This is a genomic window from Pseudonocardia sediminis (assembly GCF_004217185.1).
Taxonomy (GTDB): Bacteria; Actinomycetota; Actinomycetes; order Mycobacteriales; family Pseudonocardiaceae; genus Pseudonocardia; species Pseudonocardia sediminis.
This window is the reverse complement of the sequence record NZ_SHKL01000001.1, coordinates 2,232,022-2,254,592: the sequence shown is the minus strand read 5'-3', so window position 1 is coordinate 2,254,592 and position 22,571 is coordinate 2,232,022. Positions and strand designations below refer to the sequence as shown.

Sequence of the window (22,571 nt, the reverse complement as noted above, 5' to 3'; positions counted from 1 at the left end):
CGGCCCGTGTGGAGGGCAACCTCACCGGGGTGAAGATCGACGCACGGCTGCGTGACGGGCTCGGCACCAGCGGCGGCGACGCCGCCTCGGCCGAGGAGATCGGCTACGACGGCGCCTGGAACGCCGAGAACAGCGTGGGCGACCCGTTCCCCGGCCTCGCCCTGGCCGCGGAACACTCGTCGCGGATCGAGATCGGCCCGTCGGTGGCGATCGCGTTCGCCCGCACCCCGATGACGGTCGCGTACGCGGCCTGGGAGCTGCAGCGCTACTCCGGTGGACGGCTGGTGCTCGGTCTGGGCAGCCAGGTCCGCCCGCACATCCAGCGCCGGTTCTCGATGCCGTGGTCGAAGCCCGCGGCGCGGATGCACGAGTTCGTGACGGCACTGCGCGCGATCTGGCACGCCTGGGAGACCGGCGAGAAGCTCACCCACCGCGGCGAGTTCTACGACCACTCGCTGATGACGCCGAACTTCAGCCCGCCGCCGAACCCGCACGGCGCGCCGAAGGTGTTCCTGGCCGCCGTCGGGCCGCACATGCTGCGCACGGCGGCGCAGGTCGCGGACGGGCTGTTCGCGCACCCGTTCCTCACCGAGCGCTACCTGCGGGAGGTGATCGTCCCGGAGATCGAGGCCCACCGGCCCGCCGGCGCCGGGGCGTTCGAGCTGTCGGTCTCCCCGTTCGTCGCCCTCGACGAGCGTGACGTCGAGGCCGTCCGCAAGCAGATCTCGTTCTACGGCTCCACGCCCGCCTACCGCCCGGTGCTGGAGCTGCACGGCTGGGGCGACCTGCAGGACGAGCTCAACCGGCTGTCCAAACAGGGCCGCTGGGACGACATGGTCCCGCTGGTCACCGATGACATCCTGCACGAGATGTGCGCCGTCGGATCCGAGACCGAGATCGCGGCGACGCTGCGGGCGCGCTTCGGCGACGTCGCGCACCGCCTGCGGTTCAACATCCCCGGCGACACCCCTCCCCCGTCCCGCTTCACCGCCCTCGTCGAGGCGATGCGCTGACCAGTACCTCTCAGAGGTGCTCGCGGAAGAACGTCAGGACGCGGTTCATGGCGTCGGTGGCGCTGGCCTCGTGGTACTCGGCGTGCATCGGCGTCCGGGACGCGATCGCGCCGGAGACGCCCTCGGTGCGGGTCATGAACGAGTGGCCGGCCTCGGGGTAGGTCTTGACGTCGTGCGGGACGCCGTTGCGCGTCAGATCGGCTTCGAGCTCGTCCCCGTAGTCCCCGATGAACCCGTCCCGGCCGCCGTAGCTGCCGACCACCGGGCAGGCGCGCTCCAGCGGCAGCGGGGCGCGGCCGTAGAACGGGGCGCTGACCTTGTAGAGACCGGTGTCGGCCAGCAGCAGCGCGAACCCGCCGCCCATGCAGAAGCCGATCGTGCCGATCCGGTCGCCGTCGACGGTCGGCTGACCGACGAGCCAGCGGCGGGCGGACTCCAGGTCCCCGAGGGCCGCGCCCTTGCCGGTGTTCATGGCGTTCATCGTCGCGGCCACGCACAGCGCCCGGATCTTCCCGCGGGCGAACAGGTCCGGCACCAGGACGGTGTAGCCCTCCGCGGCGAGCTCGCGGGCGATCCGGCGCATCTCGGCGGTCATGCCGAACGCCTCGTAGATCATCAGCAGCGCCGGGTGCGGTGCGCTGCCCGCGGTGTCCTCCGGGCGGACCAGGAAACCGGGCAGCGTCCCGCCGTTGAGGCTGGGGATCGAGACGTCGGACTCGACGGTCATGAGGGCTTCTCTCCGGAGGGCAGGCGGACCAGCCCCTCCTGCATCGTGCTGGCGATCAGACGACCGTCGGCGGTGTAGAAGCGGCCGGTGGCCAGCCCACGCCCGCCGGACGCGGACGGCGAGTAGCAGGTGTAGAGCAGCCACTCGTCGGCGCGGAACGGCTCGTGGAACCACATCGCGTGGTCCAGGCTCGCCATCTGGACCTGCGAGGACGCCACGTCGTGGCGGGCCAGGACGGAGCCCAGCAGCGTCAGGTCGCTGGCGTAGGTGAGCAGGCAGACGTGCAGGAGTTGGTGGTCGGGCAGCCGGCCGTCGGCGCGCATCCAGACCCGCATCGGGCCGTCCGAGGCACCGGTGCGCCGCGCCGACCAGACCGGCTCCTCGACCAGGCGGATGTCCAGCGGCCGCGGGGTGTCGGTCAGCCAGCTGCTGTCGCCCTGGCTCGCCCGGGTCCCGAGGTCGGGCAACGACTCCGGGTCGGGGGCGTCGACCGCCAGCGGCTCGGTGTGCTCGAGACCGTGCTGGGGCACCTGGAACGACGCGGACAGCGAGAAGATCGCCTCGCCGTGCTGGATGCCGAGTACCCGCCGCGTGGTGAACGACCGGCCGTCGCGGACCCGCTCGGTCTCGTAGACGATCGGGACGCTCGGGTCGCCCGGCCGGATGAAGTAGGCGTGCAACGAGTGGACGTGCCGGTCGTCGGGCACCGTACGACCCGCCGCGACGAGCGCCTGTCCCGCGACCTGACCGCCGAACACCCGCGGCAACGAGTGCGGCGGGCTGACGCCGCGGAAGAGGTTCTCCTCCAGCCGCTCCAGGTCCAGGAGCCCGACGAGGTCGTCGAGCACGGCCTGGCCGCGGGGCCTGCCGTCGGCGGCGACCTCGGGTGCGGGGCCGGACGTGTCCGAGTCGGGGATGCTCACGTCCGGGGAGTCTGCCAGGCCGGTCGTGTCGCCCTCGTGCGCGGACATCGTCGCTCCGGCAGTGCCCCGTCCTCCAGGAGGCACCGCCGCGCACGGGGTCGGGTCAGGCGTGGTCGTCCTCGCCGAGGCGGTGCACGCGGATCAGGTTCGTCGAGCCGACGGTCGCGGGCGGCGAGCCGGCGACGATGACCACCAGGTCACCCGGCTTGAACCGGCCGATCGAGAGGATCGCGTGGTCGACCTGGCGGACCATGGCGTCGGTCGACTCGACCCGGTCGACCAGGAACGTCTCCACGCCCCAGGTCATCGCGAGCTGGCTGCGCACCGCGGGCTCCGGGGTGAACGCCAGCAGCGGGAGACGGGTGTGCAGCCGCGACAGGCGCCGCACGGTGTCCCCGGACTGCGAGAACGCCACCAGCGCGCGGGCGGAGAGCCGCTCGCCGATGTCGCGGGCGGCGTAGGAGAGCACCCCGCGCTTGGTGCGCGGGACGTGGTTGAGCGGCGGCACGTCGGCCGGGCCGGCCTCGACGGCCTCCACGATCTGCGACATCGTGCGCACCGTCTTGATCGGGTAGCGCCCGACGCTCGTCTCGCCGGAGAGCATCACCGCGTCGCTGCCGTCGAGCACCGCGTTCGCGACGTCCGAGGCCTCGGCCCGGGTCGGGCGCGAGTTGGTGATCATCGAGTCGAGCATCTGGGTGGCCACGATCACCGGCTTGGCGTTCTCCCGGGCGATCTGGATCGCCCGCTTCTGCACCAGCGGCACGTTCTCCAGCGGCAGCTCCACGCCGAGGTCGCCGCGGGCGACCATCACGCCGTCGAAGGCCAGCACGATGGCCTCGAGGTTGTCGACGGCCTCGGGCTTCTCCAGCTTGGCCACCACCGGCAGGCGTCCGCCCCCGGCGTTGTCCATGATCTTGTGCACGAGGTCGACGTCGGCCGGGCTGCGCACGAACGACAGCGCGACGACGTCGACGCGCAGCTTGAGCGCGAACTCCAGGTCGGAGATGTCCTTCTCCGACATCGCCGGCACCGTGATGTTCATGCCGGGCAGGTTCAGGCCCTTGTTGTCGCTGACCGGTCCGCCCTCGGTGACGCGGCAGACGACGTCGTTGCCGTCGATCGCAACGACGCGCAGGCCGACCTTGCCGTCGTCGACGAGCAGGCGGTCGTCCACCCGGGCGTCGGTGGCCAGGCCCTTGTAGGTGGTGGAGACGCGGTCGTGGGTGCCGGGCACGTCGTCGACGGTGATCCGCACCTCCTCACCGGTCTGCCACTCGGTGGGCCCGTCGGCGAACCGGCCGAGGCGGATCTTGGGGCCCTGCAGGTCGGCGAGGATGCCGACGGCGCGGCCCGCGTCGTCCGCGGCCTGGCGGATCATCGTGTAGACGTTCTTGTGGTCGGCGCGGTCGCCGTGGCTGAAGTTGAGCCGCGCGACGTCCATCCCGGCATCGACCAGATCCCGGATACGGTCCGGCGTCGCGGTGGCCGGTCCGATGGTGCAGACGATCTTCGTACGGCGAGTCACGCGTCCCAGCTTAACGCCTGTCTGAAACGATCAGGTTGCTGGACGGAAGACGGCAGGAGACGGAGTCGAGCGGTGGGCGGAACACGAGGATTGCGCCGGTTCGCGCCGCTGGGCGCCGCGATCGTGCTGAGCCTGGTCGTGTTCTTCACCCCGGCGTCCGGGGTCCCGACCGCTCCGCCGGGCACCGACAAGGTCATCCACCTGCTGGTGTTCGCGCTGCTCGCGGTGACCGGCCGGTGGGCCGGGCTGCGCGCCGGCCCGCTGCTCGCGGGTCTCGTGCTCTACGCCGGGGTGTCGGAGGTGCTGCAGTCCGTGCTCCCGATCGGACGCGACGGCGACGTCCTGGACGCTCTGACCGACCTGGCCGGTGCACTCCTCGGCCTGCTCGCGTTCCACCTCGTCCACCGCACCCGCCGGACGACCACACCCCGCACACGCTGACCCCGCCACCGACCCGGCCGCCCCCTCCCGCCCGGGCCGGCTCCGTGGGCCGCATCCGCACCCCTGCCTGCCATCCGCACCTCCTGCAGCGGGTGCGGATCGACGGGAGGGGTGCGGATACGGTCGGCCACCCGGCGGGGCCGGTCACCGGGCCGGGCCGGTCAGCGGCGGGGCTGCTCGCTCGGTCCGACGTGGTCGGCGAGCCACTCCGACAGCGGGCGCGCGGCGCGCCAGACCTTCCGCACCCGGTCGCGGGCCCCGGGCCCGTGCAGGACGTCGTCCGGCGGCCAGCGGCGCGAGACGTGCAGGCCCTTGTGCCGCATCAGCTCCAGGCGCGGGTGGCCGGGGTCGACGCCGCGCGGACGGGTCTTGAGCCGCTCCCCGCCGACGGTCAGGCCCGTCGCCTCCGCCTCCTGCAGGCGGGCGCGCAGGTCCTCGCCGCGGCGCTCGTCGTCGACGGCGGCGCGGTAGCGGGCGACCTGGTCGGGGGCCATGCCGTAGTAGCCGCCGGCCGCCATCAGCCCCTCGGTGGAGACCTCCACGTAGAACGGCGAGGCGTACCCGCCGCAGTGGGTCTTGTACGGCGTCTTGTCGTGGGAGAACCGCACGTCGCGGTACGGGCGGAACACCTTGCCGGCGCCGAACTCCGGTTCCAGGTCGGCCAGCAGCGCGGTCATCGGGCCGCGGACGTCGCGCTCGTAGGTCTCGCGCTGGTCGGTCCAGTAGGCCTTCGAGTTGTCGGCGACGAGCCCGTCGTAGAACTCGACGGCGTACTCGCCGAACCCGGCGAACGCGCTCACGACGTGCGGTCGGCCGGTTCGGGATCGGCCTCGTCGGGGTCGGTCTCGCGCGGCGCGATCTCCTCGCGGCCCCGCTTGGCGAACGCGACGTAGGCCGCAGCACCGAGGAACACCACGCCCGAGACGACCACGTTGATCCGGATGTCGCCGAACACCCGGGTCGCCGGGTCGGTGCGCATCAGCTCGATGAAGAACCGGCCCAGCGTGTAGCCGGCCACGTACACGGCGAACGCCCGGCCGTGCCCGAGCCGGAAGCGGCGGTCGGCCCAGACCACGATCGCGGCCACGACGAGGTTCCACAGCAGCTCGTAGAGGAACGTCGGCGTGACGACCGCGATCGGCGTCGGGTCGAGCGCGACACCGCCGAGCGGGTCCTCGGCGCCGGTCGCCGGGTCCACCCGGCGGTAGATCTCCAGGCCCCACGGCAGCGTCGTCGGGGCGCCGTAGAGCTCCTGGTTGAACCAGTTGCCCAGCCGCCCGATCGCCTGCGCGGCCACGATCCCGGGCGCGACGGCGTCGGCGAAGATCGGCAACGGCAGCCCGCGACGGCGGCAGGCGATCCAGGCCCCGACCCCGCCGAGCGCGATCGCGCCCCAGATGCCGAGCCCGCCGTTCCAGATCTTCAGCGCGTCCAGCGGCTGTCCGCCGGGGCCGAAGTAGGTCGGCCAGTCGGTCGCCACGTGGTAGAGCCGCCCACCGACGAGACCGAACGGGACGGCCCACACCGCGACGTCGAGCACCGTGCCGGGCTCACCGCCGCGGGCGACCAGGCGCTTCTCGCCCCACCACAGGGCCACCGCGATGCCGGCGATGATGCACAGCGCGTACGCCCGGATCGGGACGGGGCCGAGGTGCCAGACGCCGCGGTCCGGGCTCGGGATCGCGGCCAGCACGGTCGGGGCCAGGTCCAGCGCAGCACTCACCCGGCCACGGTATAACGACGCCCCGCACGCCCGGCGGGGCCTGCCCGGCTAGAACACCACGTCTAGCGCGCGGTGCGGCTGCACGACGGGTGGAAACCGGCCGCGACCAGACCCCGCACGGCACCGGCGGGGTCACCGCTGGTCACCAGTCCCTCGCCGACGAGCACGGCGTCCGCGCCCCACCCGGCGTAGGTCAGCAGGTCGCCCGGGCCGCGGACGCCGGACTCGGCGACGCGCAGCACGTCGCTGGGCAGGCCGGGGGCGATCTCGCCGAAGACCGACCGGTTCACCTCGAGCGTGTGCAGGTTGCGCGAGTTCACCCCGATCAGCTTCGCCCCGGCCTCGAGCGCCCGGTCGCACTCCTCCTCGGTGTGCACCTCGACCAGCGGCGTCATCCCGAGCGACTGCACCCGGTCCAGCAGCGAGTCCAGGACGTTCTGCTCCAGTGCCGCGACGATCAGCAGCACCAGGTCCGCGCCGTGCGCCCGCGCCTCGTGCACCTGGTAGGGCGTGACGACGAAGTCCTTGCGCAGCACCGGCACGTCGACGGCGGCGCGCACCGCGTCGAGGTCGGCCAGCGAGCCGCCGAAGCGCCGCTGCTCGGTGAGCACGCTGATCACCCGGGCGCCGTTCTCGGCGTAGGCCGAGGCGAGCACCGCCGGGTCCGGGATGTCGGCCAGCGCCCCCTTGGAGGGGCTCGCGCGCTTCACCTCGGCGATCAGGCCGACGCCCGGCTCGCGCAGCGCGGCCATCGCGTCGCGCGGCCCCGCCGCCGCGGCGGCCCGTCGTTTGATCTCGGTGAAGTCGACGGCGGCCTCGCGCACCGCCAGGTCGGCCCGCACCCCGGCCACGATGGACTCGAGGACACTGGCCCCGTTCCGGCTGGTCCCGTTCTGCTCGCCCACCGTGCCGCCTCCCCCTTCGGATCCGCGCTCCCGATCGCCTGCGGACATGCTAGAGGTCCTTCCCGATCGTGGGATCACGGCCGTCGTCGAGCTGTTCCCAGGCGGCCCGGTCCGGGTCCGCCGGGGTGTCGGTCGGCGTGCCGGGAGCGGCGTAGCGGGCGCCCAGCCGGGCCATCCGGCGCTCCCGCACGACCAGCAGTCCCCCGGCCACGACGGCCACCACGGCGCCGAGCACGGCCAGCCACGGCCACACCGACGCCGTCACCGCCGACGTGCCGATCGGCTGGCCGCCGGTGGACAGACCCTCGCGCGCCGAGACGAGCTGCGCCGGCGTCGGCGGGGTGACCACCTCGGCGATCGTCGACCACGCCGCGGCGACGCCGGCCAGGACGACCAGCACCCCCAGCAGGCGGCGGGCGATCCCGGACAGGGCCACCGTCGCGGCCACCGCGGCGAGCAGCAGCGCGGCGACGGCGGTGATCGCCGGCTGCAGCTGCGCCCCCGTCGCGGTGGTGGTCAGCTCGCCGCGGGTGGCGGTCGGCACCGTCACCGAGAACCAGGTCAGCGACCCGGAGACGTAGAGGATCCCGGCCCCGGCCAGCAGCAGCAGGCAGGCCAGGCCGAGTCCGCGCCGGTCGTCGCGGGGACGGTCGGTCGCCGCCGCCCCGGCTGCGCCCGACGCGTCACGCGGGCCGGACGTGTCCGCCGCGGCGCCGTCACCGCTCATGGACGGTCCCCGCCGACGTCCGGGGCGCGCAGCGAGGACGCCGCGGCGATCGCGGACAGCACCGCGCGGGCCTTGTTCAGCGTCTCGGTGTCCTCGGCCTCCGGATCGGAGTCGGCGACGATCCCGCCGCCGGCCTGCACGTACGCCCTCCCGGAGCGGATCAGCCCGGTCCGGATCGCGATCGCGGTGTCGGCGTTGCCGGCGAAGTCGAGGTAGCCGACGATCCCGCCGTAGAGCCCGCGCCGGGTCGGCTCCAGGCGGTCGATCACCTGCATCGCCCGCACCTTCGGCGCCCCGGACAGGGTGCCGGCCGGGAAGCAGGCGACGACGGCGTCGAACGCGGAGCGGTCCCCGCGCAGCAGCCCGGTCACCGTCGACACCAGGTGCATCACGTGGCTGTAGCGCTCGACGGCGAAGAAGTTGTGCACCTTCACCGTGCCCGGCGCGCAGACCCGGCCCAGGTCGTTGCGGCCGAGGTCGACGAGCATCAGGTGCTCGGCGCGCTCCTTCTCGTCGGAGCGCAGGTCCTTCTCGAGCTGGCGGTCCTCCTCGTCGGTGACCCCGCGCCAGCGGGTCCCGGCGATCGGGTGCGTCGTCGCGCGCCCGTCCTGCACCGTGACCAGCGCCTCGGGGCTGGAGCCGACGATCGAGAACGGCTCGCCGCCGGAGGCGTCGGCCAGGTGCAGCAGGTACATGTACGGGCTCGGGTTCGTCGCGCGCAGCACCCGGTAGACCTCGAGCGGGTCGGCGTCGCACTCCATCTCGAAGCGCTGCGAGACGACGATCTGGAACGCCTCGCCGGCCCGGATCTCCTCCTTGGCCGCCTCGATCGCCGCGTGGTGCTCGGCCGGGCTGCGCCGGCGCACGAACTCCGGGCTGCCGGGCCGGTAGACCGCCACCGAGGACGGCGAGTCGACGGCCAGCTCCCCGGTCATCCGGTCCAGCCGCGCCACGGCGTCGTCGTAGGCCTCCTCGACCCGGGCGTCGGAGGCGTCCCAGTTGATCGCGTTCGCGATGAGGGTGACGGTGCCCTCGTGGTGGTCGAGCGCGGCCAGGTCGGTGGCCAGCAGCATCACCAGCTCGGGGATGGCCAGGTCGTCGACGGCCGGGTCGTCCGGGTCGGCGATGCGCTCGACCCGGCGCACGACGTCGTAGCCGAGGTAGCCGACCATCCCGCCGGTCAGCGGGGGCAGGCCGGGCAGCGGCTCGGAGGCCAGCTCGGTGACGACGGTGCGCAGCGCCTCCAGCGGGTCGCCGCTCGTCGGGAGCCCCTCGGGGACGTCGCCGGTCCAGCGCAGCTCTGAGTCGACGGCCGTCAGCGCGGCGGCGCTGCGGGCCCCGACGAACGACCATCGTGACCAGGAGCGCCCGTTCTCGGCGGACTCGAGCAGGAAGGTCCCGGTCTGGTCTCCGGCCAGTTTGCGGTACACCCCGACCGGCGTCTCGTCGTCGGCGAGCAGGCGCCGGGTCACCGGGATCACCCGGTGCGCCTTCGCCAGCTCGCGGAACTCCTCGCGGGTCGGGGTGACCGCCCCCAGCGTCGCCGACGTCGCGGTGCTGATCACGGTCATCGCTCCATTGTCCCCGCCCGCCCCGGACGGGACCGGCCCGGGGGAAGATGGGGTCGTGAGCGAGCGCGCGGACCCGGGTTCCCGCAGGGCGGACGCAGCTCCGCGCCGGCGCGGACGGCGCGCCGGCGGGCAGGACACCCGCGCGGTGCTGCTCGACGCCGCCCGCTCCGAGTTCGCCGAGCGCGGGTTCGAGGGGGCGACCGTGCGCCGGATCGCCGAGCGGGCCGGCGTCGACGCGGCGATGGTCAACCACTGGTTCGGCGGCAAGGAGTCGCTGTTCACGGCGTCGCTGGACATCCCGCTGGACCCGGCGATGATCCGCGACGAGGTGGTCCCCGGCGACCCCGGGCAGCTCGGTCACCGGATCGTGCACCGGTTCCTGACGATCTGGGACGGCGCCGACGGAACCGGTGCCGGCCCGCTGCTCGCGTTGCTGCGCAGCGTCACCGCGCATCCCGCGGCGGCCCGGATGCTGCGCGAGTTCGTCACCCGGGCGATCATCGGCCCGGTCGTGTCCCGGGCCGCGCCGGACCGCCACGCCGAGCGCGGGTCGCTGGTGGCCTCGCAGCTGGTCGGGCTGGCCATGGTCCGCTACGTGGTGCGCCTGGAGCCGCTGGCCTCGGCGAGCCACGACGAGGTCGCCACCGCGCTGGCCCCGACCCTGCAGCGCTACCTGACCGGCGACATCGGTCCCGACGGCGGCTCCGGCGACGCGACCGGGGCGGCGCTCAGTCCTCCGGCGGACGACGCGGGTCGATGAACCCGGACTCGTAGGCCCGCACCACCGCCTGCGTCCGGTCCCGCGCGCCGAGCTTGGCCAGCACGTTCCCCACGTGGGTCTTCACCGTCTCCACCCCGAGCACCAGCTCCGCGGCGATCTCGGCGTTGGACAGCCCGCGCGCGACGAGGCGCAGCACCCCGGCCTCCCGGTCGGTGAGCCCGGCCGAGGCCAGCCCGTCGCCGGTGTGCGCGCCGAACCCGGCGACGAGCTCGCGGACCGCGGCCGGGAACAGCAGCGACTCCCCCTGGGCGACGGTCCGCACGGCCCGCACGATCTCGGCCGGAGGGGTGCGCTTGAGGAGGAAGCCGTTCGCCCCGGCGCGCAGGGCGTCGTAGACGTGGCCGTCGTTGCCGAACGTCGTCAGCACCAGGACCCCTGGCGGGTCCGGTCGGCGCACCAGGTCCCGGGTGGCGGTGATGCCGTCGACGGCCGGCATCCGGACGTCCATCAGCACGACGTCCGGGCGCAGCCGCGCGACCAGGCCGGGGACCTCCGCGCCGTCCGCGGCCTCGCCGAGGACGTGCAGGTCGGGGGCGGCGTCGAGCACGGCGCGCAGCCCGGCGCGGACGAGCTCCTCGTCGTCGACGATCAGGAGGCCGGTACTCACGACACCGCCGCCCCCGGCAGGCGCGCGGCCAGGTGCCAGACGTCGCCGCGCGGGCCGGCGGTGAGCTCGCCGCCGAGCAGTGCCGCACGTTCGGTCATCCCGCGCAGGCCGGTCCCGCCGCCGTCGCGGGAGCGGGAGCGCCGCGCGGGCAGCGGGTTGTCGACGGCCAGGGCGACCCCCGCGCCGTCGACGCTCAGCCGCACCGACACCGGGACCGGCCCGGCGTGGCGCAGCGCGTTCGTCAGTGCCTCCTGCACGAGCCGGTAGGCCTCCCGCGACACCGCGGACGGCAGGGCCTCCGGGTCCCCGTCCACGTCGACCGCGACCTCGACGCCGGCCGAGCGCGCCCCCGTCACCAGCGTCTCCAGCGAGCGCAGGTCCCGGACGGGGGCCCGGGTGCCGGCGGCTCCGCCGTCCTCGCGCAGCAGGCCGAGGACGTGGTCGAGGTCGTCCAGGGCGGCGCGGCCGGTCTCCGCGATCGCGTCCAGCGCGCGGCGGGCGAACTCGCGGTCGGTGTCGAGCACCTGCGCGGCGGCGCCGGCCTGCAGCGTGGTGACGGTGAGCGCGTGACCCACCGAGTCGTGCAGCTCGCGGGCGAGACGAGCCCGTTCGGCCAGCGCGGCGGCGCGGCGTTCGGCGGCGGCGAGCTCGGCGGCCAGGCGTTCGGCGGGCGCCGGCCCGAGCAGCCGCGGCGCGAGCCGGGCCAGCCCCCCCCCCGCCGCCGCGAGCAGCAGCAGCGCGACGACCGGGAGCACCAGCCCGAGCGGCACCGTCCACCACGCCGCGCCCCGGCGGCGGGCGGGCCACGCCTGCCCGGCCCCCGGCGCCGGATCGGGCAGCACGACGTCGAGCAGCGCCCGCGCCGCGGTGATCTCCAGTGCCCGCACCCCCGGCATCAGGGCGATCGCCGTCCCCGCCGCGGCGGCCACGAGCGCGAGCGCGACGATCGCGAGGTCCGGCCCGCCGCCGGCCGCGGAGACGATCAGCGCCACCACCGCGAGGTAGGCCAGCAGCACCACCGCGCCGAGCAGAAGGTGCACGACACGGCGGTAGGTCCGACCGTCACGCAGGGCCCGGTACGACATCCGGGGCAGCTGCCGCAACACGGTCACGGAGCCGATCGTGGCAGATCGGACCGGCACTCCGGCTCCCTCGCGCGGGGGACACGCTCCACGCTGGCGCGGGAGGGTTCGCCGCCCACCCGGCGACAGGCTTCTCCCATGACGACGACGAGCCTCCCCCTCCCCTCTCCCACGACCTCCCGGCTGCCGGTGGTGCGCCGTCTGGTGGCCGGAGCCGCGATCGCCGGCACGCTGCCCTACCTGGGTCTCAAGGCCGTGTGGCTGTCCGGGCATCCGGTCGGGGTCATCGATCCGGCGGTCATGGAGTCGACGTCGATGACCGTCCTCAACGGCGTCACCGTCGCGATGGACCTCTGTGTGATCGCGCTGGCGGTGGCGCTGACCGCCGCGTGGGGACGGCGGCTGCCCGCGGCCGCGGTCCTGCTGCCCGGCTGGGTGGCCAGCGGGCTGCTGCTCCCGATCGCGGTGTCCGTGCTGCCGGCGACGCTGCTGACCGGCAGCGGCGGCGACGGGGACGGGCTCGCGGGCTGGGTGCGGCCGCTGGTCTACGGCGGGTTCGCCTGGCAGGGGGCGTTCCTGCTGGTCGCGTTCGCGTTCTACGCCCGGCAGCGCTGGTCGGAGACCCTGCGCGACGCCGGCCCGGCACCGGAGGCCGTGCGGCCACTGATGGCGGCCACCGTCGCCGGTGGCACCGTGATGGCCGCGCTGAGCGCGGTGCTGCAGGTCCTGTACGGCGCGACGTCCGGTGGCGGCGCGGCCGGGATGATCGTCGCCGTCGGAGGCGCGGCGTTCGCCGCCGCCGGGGCGGCCGGTGTCCTCGCCCTGTCCCGCGGCACCCGGACGACGGCGACGGTCGTCGCGGGCTGGTCGGGCAGCGCGGCGATGTTCGCCTGGGGGCTGTGGAGCGCGGCCACCACGATGGGCGCCTCGGACCTGAGCGCCGCCGGGCACCCGGCCTACGGCCTGGCCCAGCTCACCGGGCTGCTCGGCGGGTTCGCCCTGGCCGTCGCGGGACTCCTGGCCCTGTCCGGCCGGACGACCGCGGCCCACGAGCGGCCCCGGGGCGCCGGCCGGGTCTGATCGTCCGGGCCGTCGGCCATGATCGGGGTCCTGGCAGCGGAACGCATCGGATGTGGTGCGTTCCGCTGCCATCACGACGATCACCGCCCTCGACGCCCCGGGGTCGGGTGGCCGGGCCGGTCGGACCGACGCATGATGGAGATGTGGTGGGTGTGTCGGGATCGGGGCTGATGAACGGCGTGGCCGAGCTGCGCACACGGATCGGGTCGGCGGTGTTCACGAAGGTCGCCGGGCCGGAGGGCTCGGGACGGCGCGACCGCATCCACTCCACCCCGGGCCCGCGCTGGTTCGGCGAGGACCGCCCGATCCGCCGCGTGCACGGCGACGCGTCGATGTTCGTCGGCGGGCTGCGCGCCCTGCTGCTGCAGTCGCTGCACCCGCTGGCCATGGCCGGGGTGGCCGGGCACTCCGGGTTCCGCGGCGACCCGTGGGGCCGTCTGCAGCGCACCAGCTACTTCCTGGCCGTCACCACGTTCGGGCCCGCCGAGCTCGCCGACGAGACCATCGCGAAGATCAAGAAGGTGCACACCCACGTCAACGGCACCGCCCCCGACGGGCGTCCGTACTCGGCGTCGGACCCGCACCTGCTGCGCTGGGTGCACATCGCCGAGATCGACAGCTTCCTGCGCTCGCACCAGCGCTACGGGCGCGAGCCGCTCGACCAGGCCGGGCGCGACGGCTACGTCGCCGACACCGCCCGCGTCGCCCGCGAGCTCGACGTCGTCGACCCGCCGGAGACCGAGGCCGAGCTCGCCGCGCAGATCGAGGAGTACCGCCCGGAGCTGACCGGCAGCCCGGAGGCCCGCGCCACCGCCCGGTTCCTGCTGTTCAACCCGCCGCTGCCGATCCCGGCGAGGATCCCGTACGCGGTCCTCGGGGCGGCGTCGGTGGAGATGCTGCCGCGCTGGGCAAGGCTGCCGCTGCGGCTGCCCTACCTGCCGGTGGCGGAGTCGACGGTCGTGCGGGCCGGCGGGCAGCTGGTCACCACCGGCATCCGGTGGGCCATGTCCACCCCGTCCCCGCCGATGCCGAACGAGGCCTGAGGCCCCGGGCCCGCTCGACGCGGGTCAGAGGTCGATCCGCAGCCGCGGACAGCCCCGCTCGGCGCGCGAGACGCAGACCATCATCGTGCTCTGCTCCTGCTTCTCCTCCTCGGTCAGGACCGCGTCCCGGTGCTCGGCACGGCCGCTGAGCAACGAGACCTCGCAGCTGCCGCAGGTGCCCTCCCGGCACGACCAGTCGGCCATGATCCCCGCGCTCTCGGCGACGGACAGGATGGAGACCCCGGCGGGCACGGTCGCGGTGACGACGCTGGTCGCGAACTCCACCTCGAACGCCTCCTCGGCCCCGGCCGGGTCGGGCGCGAGCGGGGTGAAGCGCTCGACACGGAGCGAGCCCGCCGGCCATCCCCCGGTGCGGGCGGCGACGGCGTCGAGCATCGGCGCCGGTCCGCAGGCGTAGACGAGCGTGCCCGGACGCGGCGTGCCCAGCGGACCGTCGAGGTCGAGCAGGCCCACCTCGTCCTGGGGGGCGATCGTGACGCGGTCGCCGTACCGGGCGAGCTCGTCGAGGAACGCCATCGAGGACCGCGTGCGACCGCCGTAGAGCAGGGACCACGACGCGCCGGCCCGTGCCGCCGCGGCGACCATCGGCAGGATCGGGGTGATCCCGATGCCGCCGGCGACGAAGACGTAGGCCGGTGCGGGCTCGAGCACGAAGTGGTTGCGGGGCTCGCCGACCTCGACCGTGTCCCCGCCGTGCAGCTTGCCGAACACGTACTCCGACCCGCCGCGCCCGCCCGGCTCGCGCAGGACCCCGATCCGCCACGTCCGCAGGTCGTGCGGGTCCGAGCACAGCGAGTACTGGCGGGTGATCCCGTTGTCCAGCATGACGTCGACGTGGGCGCCCGGGTCCCAGGCGGGCAGCGTCGCGCCGTCGGCGCGCGCGAGGGTCAGGGTGACGACGCCGTCGGCGGCGTCGCGGCGCTCCTCGATGATCATGCGCATGACGGGTCCGGGAACATGCGCACCAGTGTGTCCTCATCCCCTGCGGGAACGCGCTCGATACCGACCATCTTGTCGGCGATCATGTTCTGGAACCGGTGCAGCGGCTCCTCGAACCGGAAGCACATCCGGCCGCCCTCGTACGCCGGGTTCTCGATGCCCTCCTGCACCCGCTCGACGATCTCGAGGTCCTGGCGGTTGACCAGGTCCCAGAACGCCGCCAGCTGCTCGAGGCCGGACTCCGCGCCCGGATCCTCGAGGGACTCCGGGTGGGCGAGCAGGACGGCGGTCTCGACCGTGCGGTTCGCCGCGACCGGGCGGTTGAGCAGGACGAACGCGTGGTTGGGCAGCACGACCAGCGCGGTGTTCGGGAACAGCCAGACGAACCGTCCGCTGTCGGCGTCGTCGGAGCCGAGCGTGCTCAGGGCCTTCAGCCCGTCCCAGCCGCCCGCGTCGGTGTTGCGCGACACCGGCGTCGTGCACATGCCCGTGTACATCCCGGGTCCCTGCCATCGGTAGTGGTCGGAGAACTTGGAGACCTGGTTGAGCTCGGGGTGCACCCAGGGCAGGTGGTAGTACTCCATGAAGTTCTCGCCGACGAGCTTGTAGTTCGCGGCGACGTCGTAGGTGCTGCGCCGCTGCGGGGCCCACTCCTCGAGCCGGTGCCCGGCGAAGCGCTGCGGCAGGTCACCGAGCTGCGCCGCCAGTGGAGCGGGGTCGCGGGCGAGGTTGACGAACAGGAGGAAGCCCCAGGTGTCGACCGACACCGGGAGAAGGCCGTGATCGGCGCGGTCGAAGCCCCGCGCACCGGAGGTGTCGAAGATCGCCTCCTGGCCGGCGGGCACGTCGGAGCCCTCGAACAGCGGGGTGCCCAGGCACGCGCCGTCGGTGTCGTAGGTCCAGTTGTGGTACGGGCAGCGGATGCGTCCGCGGTGCCCGACCTCGCGGGCGTCGGCGTCGAGCAGCTTCGTGGCGCGGTGACGGCAGACGTTGTGGAACCCGCGCAGCTCACCGAGCCGGTTGCGGGTGACGATGATCGACCGTCCGGCGACCTCGACCACCACGCACCGGCCCGGCCGGTCGACGTCGCCGGCGAACCCGACCGCGACCCAGCCGGTGGTGAACACCTTCTCCCGCTCCAGGGCGAAGAACTCCGGCGAGGTGTAGGCGTCCGGGATCAGGGTCGAGGCCAGGTCGACCGGCAGCCGGGTGCGCCGGTAGGTGCCGGGCTCGGTGAACCGGGCCGGATCCAGGGGACGCGCCGGCAGGGCGGGGTGGGGGTCGCCGGTGAGCGCGGCCGGGAGGGCTTCGGTGCGCACCGCGGGGACGTCGATCGTCATGGCTCGGTTCTCCTCTCGAAGAGTGGGGCGGGTGCTCAGGTGTGGAAGCTGCGCGGGAACGACGGGTCGGTCAGGGCCGGGCGGGTGATCGAGAAGGCGTCGATCGGGTGCGCCGGCGCGCGGTCCTGCGCCAGGTCGGCCAGCAGTCCCCCGATCAGCGCCGCGAACTTGTAGGCGTGCCCGGCGCCGATCGCGACGGAGATCTGCGGGTGCCCGGGCAGGGTGTCGAGCACGAAGTTCTGGTCCGGCGGCACGGTGTAGAGGCAGGTCTTCGAGTAGAGCTCCGGACCGCCGAAGCGCGGGAGGTGCTCGTCGACGAACGCGGCGTAGCGGTCGCGGCGCACCGGGTCCGGGTCGAACGTCCGCTCGTCGGCGGTGGTCTCCTCGCCGCCCATGTGCTGGCCGAGCTTCGTGGCGACCTCGCCGTAGACGGGGAAGCCGTAGAAGTTGTGCCGCCCGTGCCACATGAACACCGGGAACCGCGACGGCGCGAACTCCGCGAGGTGCGGGGTGGCGTAGTAGGTGACCTGCTCGCGCAGGACGGTCAGCGGCAGCGTCGTCCCCGTCCCGGCGAGGACCCGGTTGGTCCAGGCGTCGGCGGCCACCACGACGCGGTCGGCATGCAGGACGCCGTCGTCGGTGACCACCGCGACGCCGTCGCCGTCGGGGCGCACCGCCCGCACCGGGGTGGAGGTCCGGACCTCGGCGCCGTGGGCACGGGCCAGCGCGACGTGCACGGCGTTCGCTCGCGCGGCGTCGACGATGCCGGACTCGGCCTGGTAGAGGGCCTGCTCGCCGCCGTCGAGGCGGAACTGCGGCCAGCGGGCGGTGAGCTCGTCGGCGTCGAGCAGCTCGTAGGCGACGCCGTGGCGGTCGAACACGTCGGTGTAGCCCTCGATGTTGCGGGTGCCGGTCGCGGCGCCCCGGCGCGCGACCCGGTCCTCGATCACCAGTCCCCCGGTGCGGGTGACGATCTGCTGGCCGGACTCGGACTCGACCTCGTCCCACGCCTTGTAGGCCGGCGCGGCGAGGGCCGCGTACTCGGACTGGTGCTGGGCGAGGCGGATGATCCGGGAGTGGTCCTGGGACGCGCCGCGGTGGTGGCCGAGCTCGAACTGCTCGATCCCCAGCACGCCCGGGCCGAGGTCGGCGGCGAGCCGGTACAGGGCCGCCGAGCCCAGCCCGCCGAGGCCGACGACGATCGCGCGGTAGGACGTCATCTTCGCTGCTCCTGAGCATGGGTGGGAGACGCCGGGACCGGTGGTGGAACCGCCTTGCGGCGGTGTCACGGGGCGTCGGGGGAAGTGTCGACTCCCGGGACCGTTCGCGTCCATCGAAGAATCCGACCAGGGATCTTGTACGGTTCGTACATGATCGACCGGCGCCTGAAGGTGCTCGCCGCGCTCGCGCGGCACGGCACCGTGACCGCCGCCGCCGAGGTCTGCCGGATGACCCCGTCCGCGGCCTCGCACCAGATCCAGGCGCTGGCCCGCGAGCTCGACACAGCGCTGATCGAACCGGTCGGGCGCGGGGTGCGCCTCACCCCGGCCGCGCGGACGCTGCTCGCCCACGGCGAGATCCTCACCGCCCAGTGGGAGCAGGCCCGGGCCGACCTCGCCGCGCTACGGACCGGTGGCGTGGGCGGGACCCTGCGCTTCTGCGCGTTCTCCACCGCCGCCGCGGCCGTGGTGCCGCAGGCCCTGGCCGAGCTGCGCCGCGACCACCCCACGCTGCGCCTGCACCTGCGCGAGACCGAGCCGGCCCGCTCGTTCGACCTGCTTGCCGCGGACGACTCCGACATCGCCGTCGTCGTCGCGACGCCGAGCATCCCGCCGGCGACCGACGTCGCCTTCACCCAGCAGGCCCTCTACGACGAGCCGCTGGACATGCTCGTCGGGCCCGACCACCCGCTGGCCGGACGCGACGGCGTCGGGCTGGCCGAGTTCGCCTCCGACCCGTGGGTCGGCAGCAACCCCGGGCGCGCCTACTTCCAGCTCGTCGCGCTCGCCTGCGCCAGCGCCGGCTTCGCCCCCGACGTCGCCCACTACGCCGACGAGTGGGACACCGGCGCCGCGCTGGTCGCCCGCGGGTTCGGGGTCGCGCTCGTCCCGCGCCTGGCCGAGCTGCCCTACCGGCACGACACCCGCCGGATCCCGATCACGACGGCGCCGGTCCCGACCCGCCGGGTGATCACCGCCGTCCGCGCCGGATCGGGCACCCAGCCCACCGTCGCCGCCGGGCTCGCCGCCGTCCGGGCCCGGGCGGCCGCCCTGTCCCCCGCCGTCGTGCCCAGCGGTGTGGAGGACTAGGTGTTCTGCCCAGTGAGGTTGGGGACGCGGCTGGCGGGTGGGAGGCCCTGGAGGGCGGTGTGTCCGCGGTGGTGATTGTAGTGATGCAGCCAGCCGGCGAGGTCTGCTCGCCGGTCGGATTCGCGCTGGTAGGGGCGGGCGTAGGCCCATTCGTCGAGCAGGGTCCGGTTGAACCGCTCCACCTTCCCGTTCGTCTGAGGACGGTAGGGCCGGGTCCGTTTGTGGACGATGTCGTTGTCGCGCAATAGATCGCGCCACGGGTGGGACCGGTAGCAGGCGCCGTTGTCGGTCAGCACCCGGGACACGCTGATCCCTGAGGCGGTGAAGAACGCCTGGGCGCGGGCCCAGAACGCAACCGCGGTCTCGGCCCGTTCGTCGGGCAGGACCTCGGTGTAGGCCAGGCGGGAGTGGTCGTCAACGGCGTTGTGCAGGTAGCTGTAGCCGACCCCGCGGGTCCGGATCCGTTTGCCGCGGGCTCGGCCCAGAACCCGGTGCCCGCCGCCGTCGGGGATGTTGCCCAGCTTCTTGATGTCGACGTGCACCAGGTCCCCGGGCGCGTCGTGCTCGTAGCGGCGGGGCCGGCGGGTGCGGATCGGGCGCCCGGTGGCGCGATCGAGATCGGCCAGGCGCGGGACCCGGTAGCGGGCCAGGACCCGATGCACCGTCGACGGGGCGATCCCGAGCCGGTAGCCGATCCGGGCCGGGCCCCACCGCCTGCTCACCCGCATCGACACGATCCGCCGTTCCCGCCGCGTCGCGGTCCGCGACGGGCTGTAATGCGGGCGGCTCGACCGGTCCGCCATCGCCGCCGCACCGCCGATGCGGTAACGCTGTGACCAGCGGGCGGCGGTGTTCACAGCGACCTGGAACCGCTCCGCGGCCCGGCGCAGCGGCCAGCCCTCATCGACCACACAACGGGCCAGACGTAGCCGGCCGGTCGGGGACAGCGGGGCGTTACCGTGGACCACGAGGGCCTCCTGGGTCGAGGTGTAGATGTCGCAATCCACACCGGACCCGGAGGCCCTCCCTCACGTCAACATCAAACCGCCAGTCCGGATGTACTCAACCTCCGTGGGCAGTACAACTAGGAGTCGGCCAGCAGTACGTCGGCGTCGAAGCAGGTCCGGGTGCCCGTGTGGCACGCCGGGCCCTCCTGGTCGACGGTGAGGAGAATCGCGTCGCCGTCGCAGTCCAGGCGCACCTCGTGCACGTGCTGGACGTGCCCGGACGTGTCGCCCTTGACCCAGTACTCGCGGCGCGAGCGCGACCAGTAGGTCCCGCGGCCGGTGGTCAGGGTGCGGTGCAGCGCCTCGTCGTCCATCCAGCCGACCATCAGCACCTCGCCCGCCCGCGACTGGACGACGGCGCAGACCAGACCGTCGGCGTCGCGCTTGAGGCGGGCGGCGATCGTCGGGTCGAGCTCCGAGTTCTGCACGCGCGTGCTCATCGGACCTCCACCGCGGCCCCGCGCAGGGCGTCCTTCACCTCGGAGATCCGCAACGTGCCGAAGTGGAAGACGCTGGCCGCGAGCACCGCGTCCGCGCCCGCGGCCACCGCCGGCGGGAAGTGGTCCACCGAACCGGCGCCGCCGGAGGCGATCACCGGCACGTCGACGACGGCGCGCACCTGCTCGATCATCTCCAGGTCGAAACCGGCGCGGGTGCCGTCGGCGTCCATGGAGTTGAGCAGGATCTCCCCGACACCGAGCTCCTGGCCGCGACGGGCCCACTCGACCGCGTCGACGCCGGCGCTGCGGCGCCCGCCGTGCGTGGTCACCTCGTAGCCCGAGGGCTGCGGCTTCTCCCCCTCGGGCACCCGGCGGGCGTCGACCGAGAGCACGATGCACTGCGACCCGAAACGGCGCGACATCTCGTGCAGCAGCTCGGGGCGGGCGATCGCGGCGGTGTTCACGCTGACCTTGTCCGCGCCGGCGCGCAGCATCGCGTCCACGTCGTCGGGGGTGCGGATGCCGCCGCCGACGGTGAGCGGGATGAACACCTGCTCGGCGGTGCGGCGGACCACGTCCATCATGGTGCCGCGCTCCGACGACGACGCCGTGACGTCGAGGAACGTCAGCTCGTCGGCGCCCTCGGCGTCGTAGACCCGGGCCATCTCGACCGGGTCGCCGGCGTCGCGCAGCTCGCGGAAGTTGACGCCCTTGACCACGCGCCCGGCGTCGACGTCCAGGCACGGGATGACACGGACCGCCACACCCATCAGGAGACCTCACGGACGGCGGCGAGCGCCTCGGGCAGCGTGAAGCGCTGCGCGTAGAGCGCCTTGCCGACGATCGAGCCCTCGATGTTCGCGCCGTCCGCGGCCGCCCGGGCGAGCGAGACCAGGTCGGACACCTCGGCGATGCCGCCGGACGCGATCACCGGCGCGGGCGTCGCCTCGGACACCCGCCGCAGCAGCTCGACGTTCGGGCCCTGCAGCGTGCCGTCCTTGCTGACGTCGGTGACGACGTAGCGCGAGACGCCGTCGCGGTCCATCCGGGCGAGGGTCTCCCAGAGATCGCCGCCGTCGGTGGTCCAGCCGCGCGCGGCCAGCCGGTGCTGCCCGTCGATGATCTTGACGTCGAGCCCGACCGCGATCCGGTCGCCGTACCTCGCCACCGCCGCGGCGCACCACTGCGGGTTCTCCAGCGCGGCGGTGCCCAGGTTGACGCGGCGGCAGCCGGTGGCCAGGGCGCGCTCCAGCGACGCGTCGTCGCGGATGCCCCCCGACAGCTCGACGTCGACGTCGAGCTTGCCCACGACCTCCGCCAGCAGCTCGGCGTTCGAGCCCCGCCCGAACGCGGCGTCGAGGTCCACCAGATGGATCCACTCGGCGCCGTCACGCTGCCAGGTCAGGGCGGCCTCGAGGGGCTCGCCGTAGCCGGTCTCGGTGCCGGCCTCACCCTGGACCAGGCGGACGGCCTGGCCGTCGGCGACGTCAACGGCGGGTAGCAGCGTGAAACTCACCGGACGAGCCTACCGACGTAGCCTCGGCGTCCATGGCCGAGGGCGACAGCATCGCCCGGCTCGCCGCGCGTCTGCACGAGCGGAGCGCCGGGGCACCGATCGTGCGCAGTGACGTGCGGCATCCCCGGTTCGCCCTCGTCGACCTCGCCGGGCAGACGATCACCGGCTGGCACCCCCGGGGCAAGCATCTGCTGATGCGCACCGACGCCGGCGTGACGGTGCACTCGCACCTGCGGATGTCCGGGCGCTGGTCGGTGCTCGGGGCCGGGAAGCGCCTGCCCCGTACGGTCGCCGCGGACCTGCGGATCGCCCTGCACCTCGGCGACGGCCGCACGCTGGCCGGCATCGGTCTCCCGGTTCTGGCCGTGCTGGCCACCCGCGACGAGCACCGCGTCGTCGGGCACCTCGGCCCGGACCTGCTCGGGGAGACCTTCGACGCCTCCGCGGCCGCGGCGCGGCTGCAGGCGTCGGCGGAGCGGGCGGTGCTGCCCGCCCTGCTCGACCAGCGCTGCGTGGCCGGGCTGGGCAACATGTGGGCCCAGGAGCTGCTGTTCCTGGGCCACGTGAACCCGTGGCGTCCGGTCGGGGAGGTCGACCCGCTCCCGCTGCTCGACCGCGCCCGGACCCTGCTGCGCAACGCCGTGACCTCGAACCCGGGGCAGAACACGACCGGGCGGGCCCGCCCGCCGCATTGGGTCTACGGCCGCAAGGGACGGCCCTGCCTGCGCTGCACCACCTCCGTCGCCTTCGCCCCTCCCGAGCGGACCCCGCACGGCCGCGAGACCTGGTGGTGCCCCCGGTGCCAGCCGGCCGGTGCTCACCGCGCGGGACCGGAGCGTGCGACCTAG

General features: G+C 74.1%; 24 protein-coding genes. 7 read left to right on the top strand and 17 right to left on the bottom strand.

What is annotated here, in order from left to right:
• The first annotated feature begins 29 nt into the window (after positions 1–29).
• Positions 30–1,013, top strand: a complete 984-nt coding sequence (locus EV383_RS10520; protein ID WP_130289744.1) for a TIGR03617 family F420-dependent LLM class oxidoreductase — start codon at positions 30–32, stop codon at positions 1,011–1,013.
• 10 nt (positions 1,014–1,023) lie between these two features.
• Here the strand turns inward: EV383_RS10520 and EV383_RS10515 are convergent, their stop codons facing one another.
• Genes EV383_RS10515 through pyk form a run of 3 tightly spaced genes read right to left on the bottom strand, consistent with a single transcriptional unit; the run spans position 1,024 to position 4,191 of the window.
• On the bottom strand, positions 1,024–1,740 hold the full coding sequence (locus EV383_RS10515; RefSeq protein WP_130289743.1) for a dienelactone hydrolase family protein: 717 nt from the start codon (positions 1,738–1,740) through the stop codon (positions 1,024–1,026).
• Positions 1,737–2,711 (bottom strand): acyl-CoA thioesterase, encoded by a 975-nt coding sequence (locus EV383_RS10510; RefSeq protein WP_130289742.1) that lies wholly within the window; start codon positions 2,709–2,711, stop codon positions 1,737–1,739. Before EV383_RS10510 ends, EV383_RS10515 begins: the two co-directional genes overlap by 4 nt.
• A gap of 55 nt (positions 2,712–2,766) precedes the next feature.
• Positions 2,767–4,191, bottom strand: coding sequence for a pyruvate kinase (gene pyk, locus EV383_RS10505; protein ID WP_130289741.1), 1,425 nt, complete (start codon positions 4,189–4,191; stop codon positions 2,767–2,769).
• 72 nt (positions 4,192–4,263) lie between these two features.
• Here pyk and EV383_RS10500 point away from each other — a divergent pair, with 72 nt between their 5' ends.
• Positions 4,264–4,632 carry a VanZ family protein gene (locus EV383_RS10500; RefSeq protein ID WP_242623008.1) on the top strand — a complete coding sequence of 123 codons (369 nt, stop codon included), beginning with the start codon at positions 4,264–4,266 and terminating at the stop codon, positions 4,630–4,632.
• Positions 4,633–4,793: 161 nt separating this feature from the next.
• Here EV383_RS10500 and EV383_RS10495 read toward each other — a convergent pair whose 3' ends face one another.
• From EV383_RS10495 to EV383_RS10475, 5 genes are all read right to left on the bottom strand, one after another.
• Positions 4,794–5,432, bottom strand: a complete 639-nt coding sequence (locus EV383_RS10495; RefSeq protein WP_130289740.1) for a DUF2461 domain-containing protein — start codon at positions 5,430–5,432, stop codon at positions 4,794–4,796.
• Positions 5,429–6,355 (bottom strand): prolipoprotein diacylglyceryl transferase, encoded by a 927-nt coding sequence (gene lgt, locus EV383_RS10490; protein ID WP_130289739.1) that lies wholly within the window; start codon positions 6,353–6,355, stop codon positions 5,429–5,431. Before lgt ends, EV383_RS10495 begins: the two co-directional genes overlap by 4 nt.
• 62 nt (positions 6,356–6,417) lie before the next feature.
• On the bottom strand, positions 6,418–7,308 hold the full coding sequence (gene trpC, locus EV383_RS10485) for an indole-3-glycerol phosphate synthase TrpC (RefSeq protein WP_130289738.1): 891 nt from the start codon (positions 7,306–7,308) through the stop codon (positions 6,418–6,420).
• A 1-nt stretch (position 7,309) separates the two neighbouring features.
• On the bottom strand, positions 7,310–7,987 hold the full coding sequence (locus EV383_RS10480; protein WP_130289737.1) for a Trp biosynthesis-associated membrane protein: 678 nt from the start codon (positions 7,985–7,987) through the stop codon (positions 7,310–7,312).
• Positions 7,984–9,558 carry an anthranilate synthase component I gene (locus EV383_RS10475; RefSeq protein WP_130289736.1) on the bottom strand — a complete coding sequence of 525 codons (1,575 nt, stop codon included), beginning with the start codon at positions 9,556–9,558 and terminating at the stop codon, positions 7,984–7,986. The genes EV383_RS10480 and EV383_RS10475 overlap by 4 nt, the downstream gene beginning before the upstream one ends.
• A gap of 55 nt (positions 9,559–9,613) precedes the next feature.
• On the opposite strand from EV383_RS10475, the gene EV383_RS10470 reads away from it, so the two are divergent.
• A complete protein-coding gene (locus tag EV383_RS10470; RefSeq protein WP_130289735.1) occupies positions 9,614–10,318 on the top strand; it encodes a TetR/AcrR family transcriptional regulator in 705 nt (234 codons plus the stop codon).
• On the opposite strand, the gene EV383_RS10465 is transcribed toward EV383_RS10470, so the two are convergent.
• Together EV383_RS10465 and EV383_RS10460 are read right to left on the bottom strand one after the other, a co-directional pair.
• Positions 10,287–10,946, bottom strand: coding sequence for a response regulator transcription factor (locus tag EV383_RS10465; protein WP_130289734.1), 660 nt, complete (start codon positions 10,944–10,946; stop codon positions 10,287–10,289). The genes EV383_RS10470 and EV383_RS10465 overlap by 32 nt on opposite strands.
• The gene (locus EV383_RS10460) at positions 10,943–12,058 is read right to left on the bottom strand and encodes a sensor histidine kinase (RefSeq protein ID WP_242623007.1); all 1,116 of its coding nucleotides are present in this window, start codon (positions 12,056–12,058) and stop codon (positions 10,943–10,945) included. The genes EV383_RS10465 and EV383_RS10460 overlap by 4 nt, the downstream gene beginning before the upstream one ends.
• 108 nt (positions 12,059–12,166) lie before the next feature.
• On the opposite strand from EV383_RS10460, the gene EV383_RS10455 reads away from it, so the two are divergent.
• Both EV383_RS10455 and EV383_RS10450 read left to right on the top strand, forming a co-directional pair.
• Complete coding sequence (locus EV383_RS10455) at positions 12,167–13,108, top strand: hypothetical protein (RefSeq protein ID WP_130289733.1); 942 nt, start codon at positions 12,167–12,169, stop codon at positions 13,106–13,108.
• A gap of 146 nt (positions 13,109–13,254) precedes the next feature.
• A complete protein-coding gene (locus tag EV383_RS10450; RefSeq protein ID WP_242623006.1) occupies positions 13,255–14,151 on the top strand; it encodes an oxygenase MpaB family protein in 897 nt (298 codons plus the stop codon).
• Positions 14,152–14,175: 24 nt separating this feature from the next.
• On the opposite strand, the gene EV383_RS10445 is transcribed toward EV383_RS10450, so the two are convergent.
• Genes EV383_RS10445 through solA form a run of 3 tightly spaced genes read right to left on the bottom strand, consistent with a single transcriptional unit; the run spans position 14,176 to position 17,671 of the window.
• Positions 14,176–15,114, bottom strand: a complete 939-nt coding sequence (locus EV383_RS10445; RefSeq protein WP_130289732.1) for a PDR/VanB family oxidoreductase — start codon at positions 15,112–15,114, stop codon at positions 14,176–14,178.
• A complete protein-coding gene (locus EV383_RS10440) occupies positions 15,105–16,451 on the bottom strand; it encodes an aromatic ring-hydroxylating oxygenase subunit alpha (RefSeq protein WP_130289731.1) in 1,347 nt (448 codons plus the stop codon). The genes EV383_RS10445 and EV383_RS10440 overlap by 10 nt, the downstream gene beginning before the upstream one ends.
• Positions 16,452–16,486: 35 nt before the next feature.
• Complete coding sequence (gene solA / locus EV383_RS10435) at positions 16,487–17,671, bottom strand: N-methyl-L-tryptophan oxidase (RefSeq protein WP_130289730.1); 1,185 nt, start codon at positions 17,669–17,671, stop codon at positions 16,487–16,489.
• A 150-nt stretch (positions 17,672–17,821) separates the two neighbouring features.
• Between solA and EV383_RS10430 the strand changes: the two genes are divergently transcribed.
• Positions 17,822–18,760, top strand: a complete 939-nt coding sequence (locus EV383_RS10430; protein ID WP_130289729.1) for a LysR family transcriptional regulator — start codon at positions 17,822–17,824, stop codon at positions 18,758–18,760.
• On the opposite strand, the gene EV383_RS10425 is transcribed toward EV383_RS10430, so the two are convergent.
• From EV383_RS10425 to priA, 4 genes are all read right to left on the bottom strand, one after another.
• The gene (locus tag EV383_RS10425; protein WP_130289728.1) at positions 18,757–19,728 is read right to left on the bottom strand and encodes an IS481 family transposase; all 972 of its coding nucleotides are present in this window, start codon (positions 19,726–19,728) and stop codon (positions 18,757–18,759) included. The genes EV383_RS10430 and EV383_RS10425 overlap by 4 nt on opposite strands.
• Positions 19,729–19,844: 116 nt before the next feature.
• Positions 19,845–20,207: a phosphoribosyl-AMP cyclohydrolase gene (gene hisI / locus EV383_RS10420; RefSeq protein ID WP_130289727.1), complete on the bottom strand. Its 363-nt coding sequence runs from the start codon at positions 20,205–20,207 to the stop codon at positions 19,845–19,847.
• Positions 20,204–20,977, bottom strand: a complete 774-nt coding sequence (gene hisF / locus EV383_RS10415) for an imidazole glycerol phosphate synthase subunit HisF (RefSeq protein ID WP_130289726.1) — start codon at positions 20,975–20,977, stop codon at positions 20,204–20,206. The genes hisI and hisF overlap by 4 nt, the downstream gene beginning before the upstream one ends.
• The gene (gene priA / locus EV383_RS10410) at positions 20,977–21,723 is read right to left on the bottom strand and encodes a bifunctional 1-(5-phosphoribosyl)-5-((5-phosphoribosylamino)methylideneamino)imidazole-4-carboxamide isomerase/phosphoribosylanthranilate isomerase PriA (RefSeq protein ID WP_130289725.1); all 747 of its coding nucleotides are present in this window, start codon (positions 21,721–21,723) and stop codon (positions 20,977–20,979) included. Before priA ends, hisF begins: the two co-directional genes overlap by 1 nt.
• A 32-nt stretch (positions 21,724–21,755) precedes the next feature.
• Between priA and EV383_RS10405 the strand changes: the two genes are divergently transcribed.
• Positions 21,756–22,571: a DNA-formamidopyrimidine glycosylase family protein gene (locus EV383_RS10405; RefSeq protein WP_130289724.1), complete on the top strand. Its 816-nt coding sequence runs from the start codon at positions 21,756–21,758 to the stop codon at positions 22,569–22,571.

What these genes read in the sequence shown, in the direction of transcription:
- EV383_RS10405 (WP_130289724.1), top strand. Translation starts at nt 21,756, where the DNA reads ATGGCCGAGGGCGACAGCATCGCCCGGCTCGCCGCGCGTCTGCACGAG.
- EV383_RS10475 (WP_130289736.1), bottom strand. Translation starts at nt 9,558, where the DNA reads ATGACCGTGATCAGCACCGCGACGTCGGCGACGCTGGGGGCGGTCACC.
- EV383_RS10510 (WP_130289742.1), bottom strand. Translation starts at nt 2,711, where the DNA reads ATGTCCGCGCACGAGGGCGACACGACCGGCCTGGCAGACTCCCCGGAC.
- EV383_RS10480 (WP_130289737.1), bottom strand. Translation starts at nt 7,987, where the DNA reads ATGAGCGGTGACGGCGCCGCGGCGGACACGTCCGGCCCGCGTGACGCG.
- solA (WP_130289730.1), bottom strand. Translation starts at nt 17,671, where the DNA reads ATGACGTCCTACCGCGCGATCGTCGTCGGCCTCGGCGGGCTGGGCTCG.
- hisI (WP_130289727.1), bottom strand. Translation starts at nt 20,207, where the DNA reads ATGAGCACGCGCGTGCAGAACTCGGAGCTCGACCCGACGATCGCCGCC.
- EV383_RS10455 (WP_130289733.1), top strand. Translation starts at nt 12,167, where the DNA reads ATGACGACGACGAGCCTCCCCCTCCCCTCTCCCACGACCTCCCGGCTG.
- EV383_RS10445 (WP_130289732.1), bottom strand. Translation starts at nt 15,114, where the DNA reads ATGCGCATGATCATCGAGGAGCGCCGCGACGCCGCCGACGGCGTCGTC.
- EV383_RS10515 (WP_130289743.1), bottom strand. Translation starts at nt 1,740, where the DNA reads ATGACCGTCGAGTCCGACGTCTCGATCCCCAGCCTCAACGGCGGGACG.
- trpC (WP_130289738.1), bottom strand. Translation starts at nt 7,308, where the DNA reads ATGTCCGCAGGCGATCGGGAGCGCGGATCCGAAGGGGGAGGCGGCACG.
- EV383_RS10430 (WP_130289729.1), top strand. Translation starts at nt 17,822, where the DNA reads ATGATCGACCGGCGCCTGAAGGTGCTCGCCGCGCTCGCGCGGCACGGC.
- EV383_RS10440 (WP_130289731.1), bottom strand. Translation starts at nt 16,451, where the DNA reads ATGACGATCGACGTCCCCGCGGTGCGCACCGAAGCCCTCCCGGCCGCG.
- hisF (WP_130289726.1), bottom strand. Translation starts at nt 20,977, where the DNA reads ATGGGTGTGGCGGTCCGTGTCATCCCGTGCCTGGACGTCGACGCCGGG.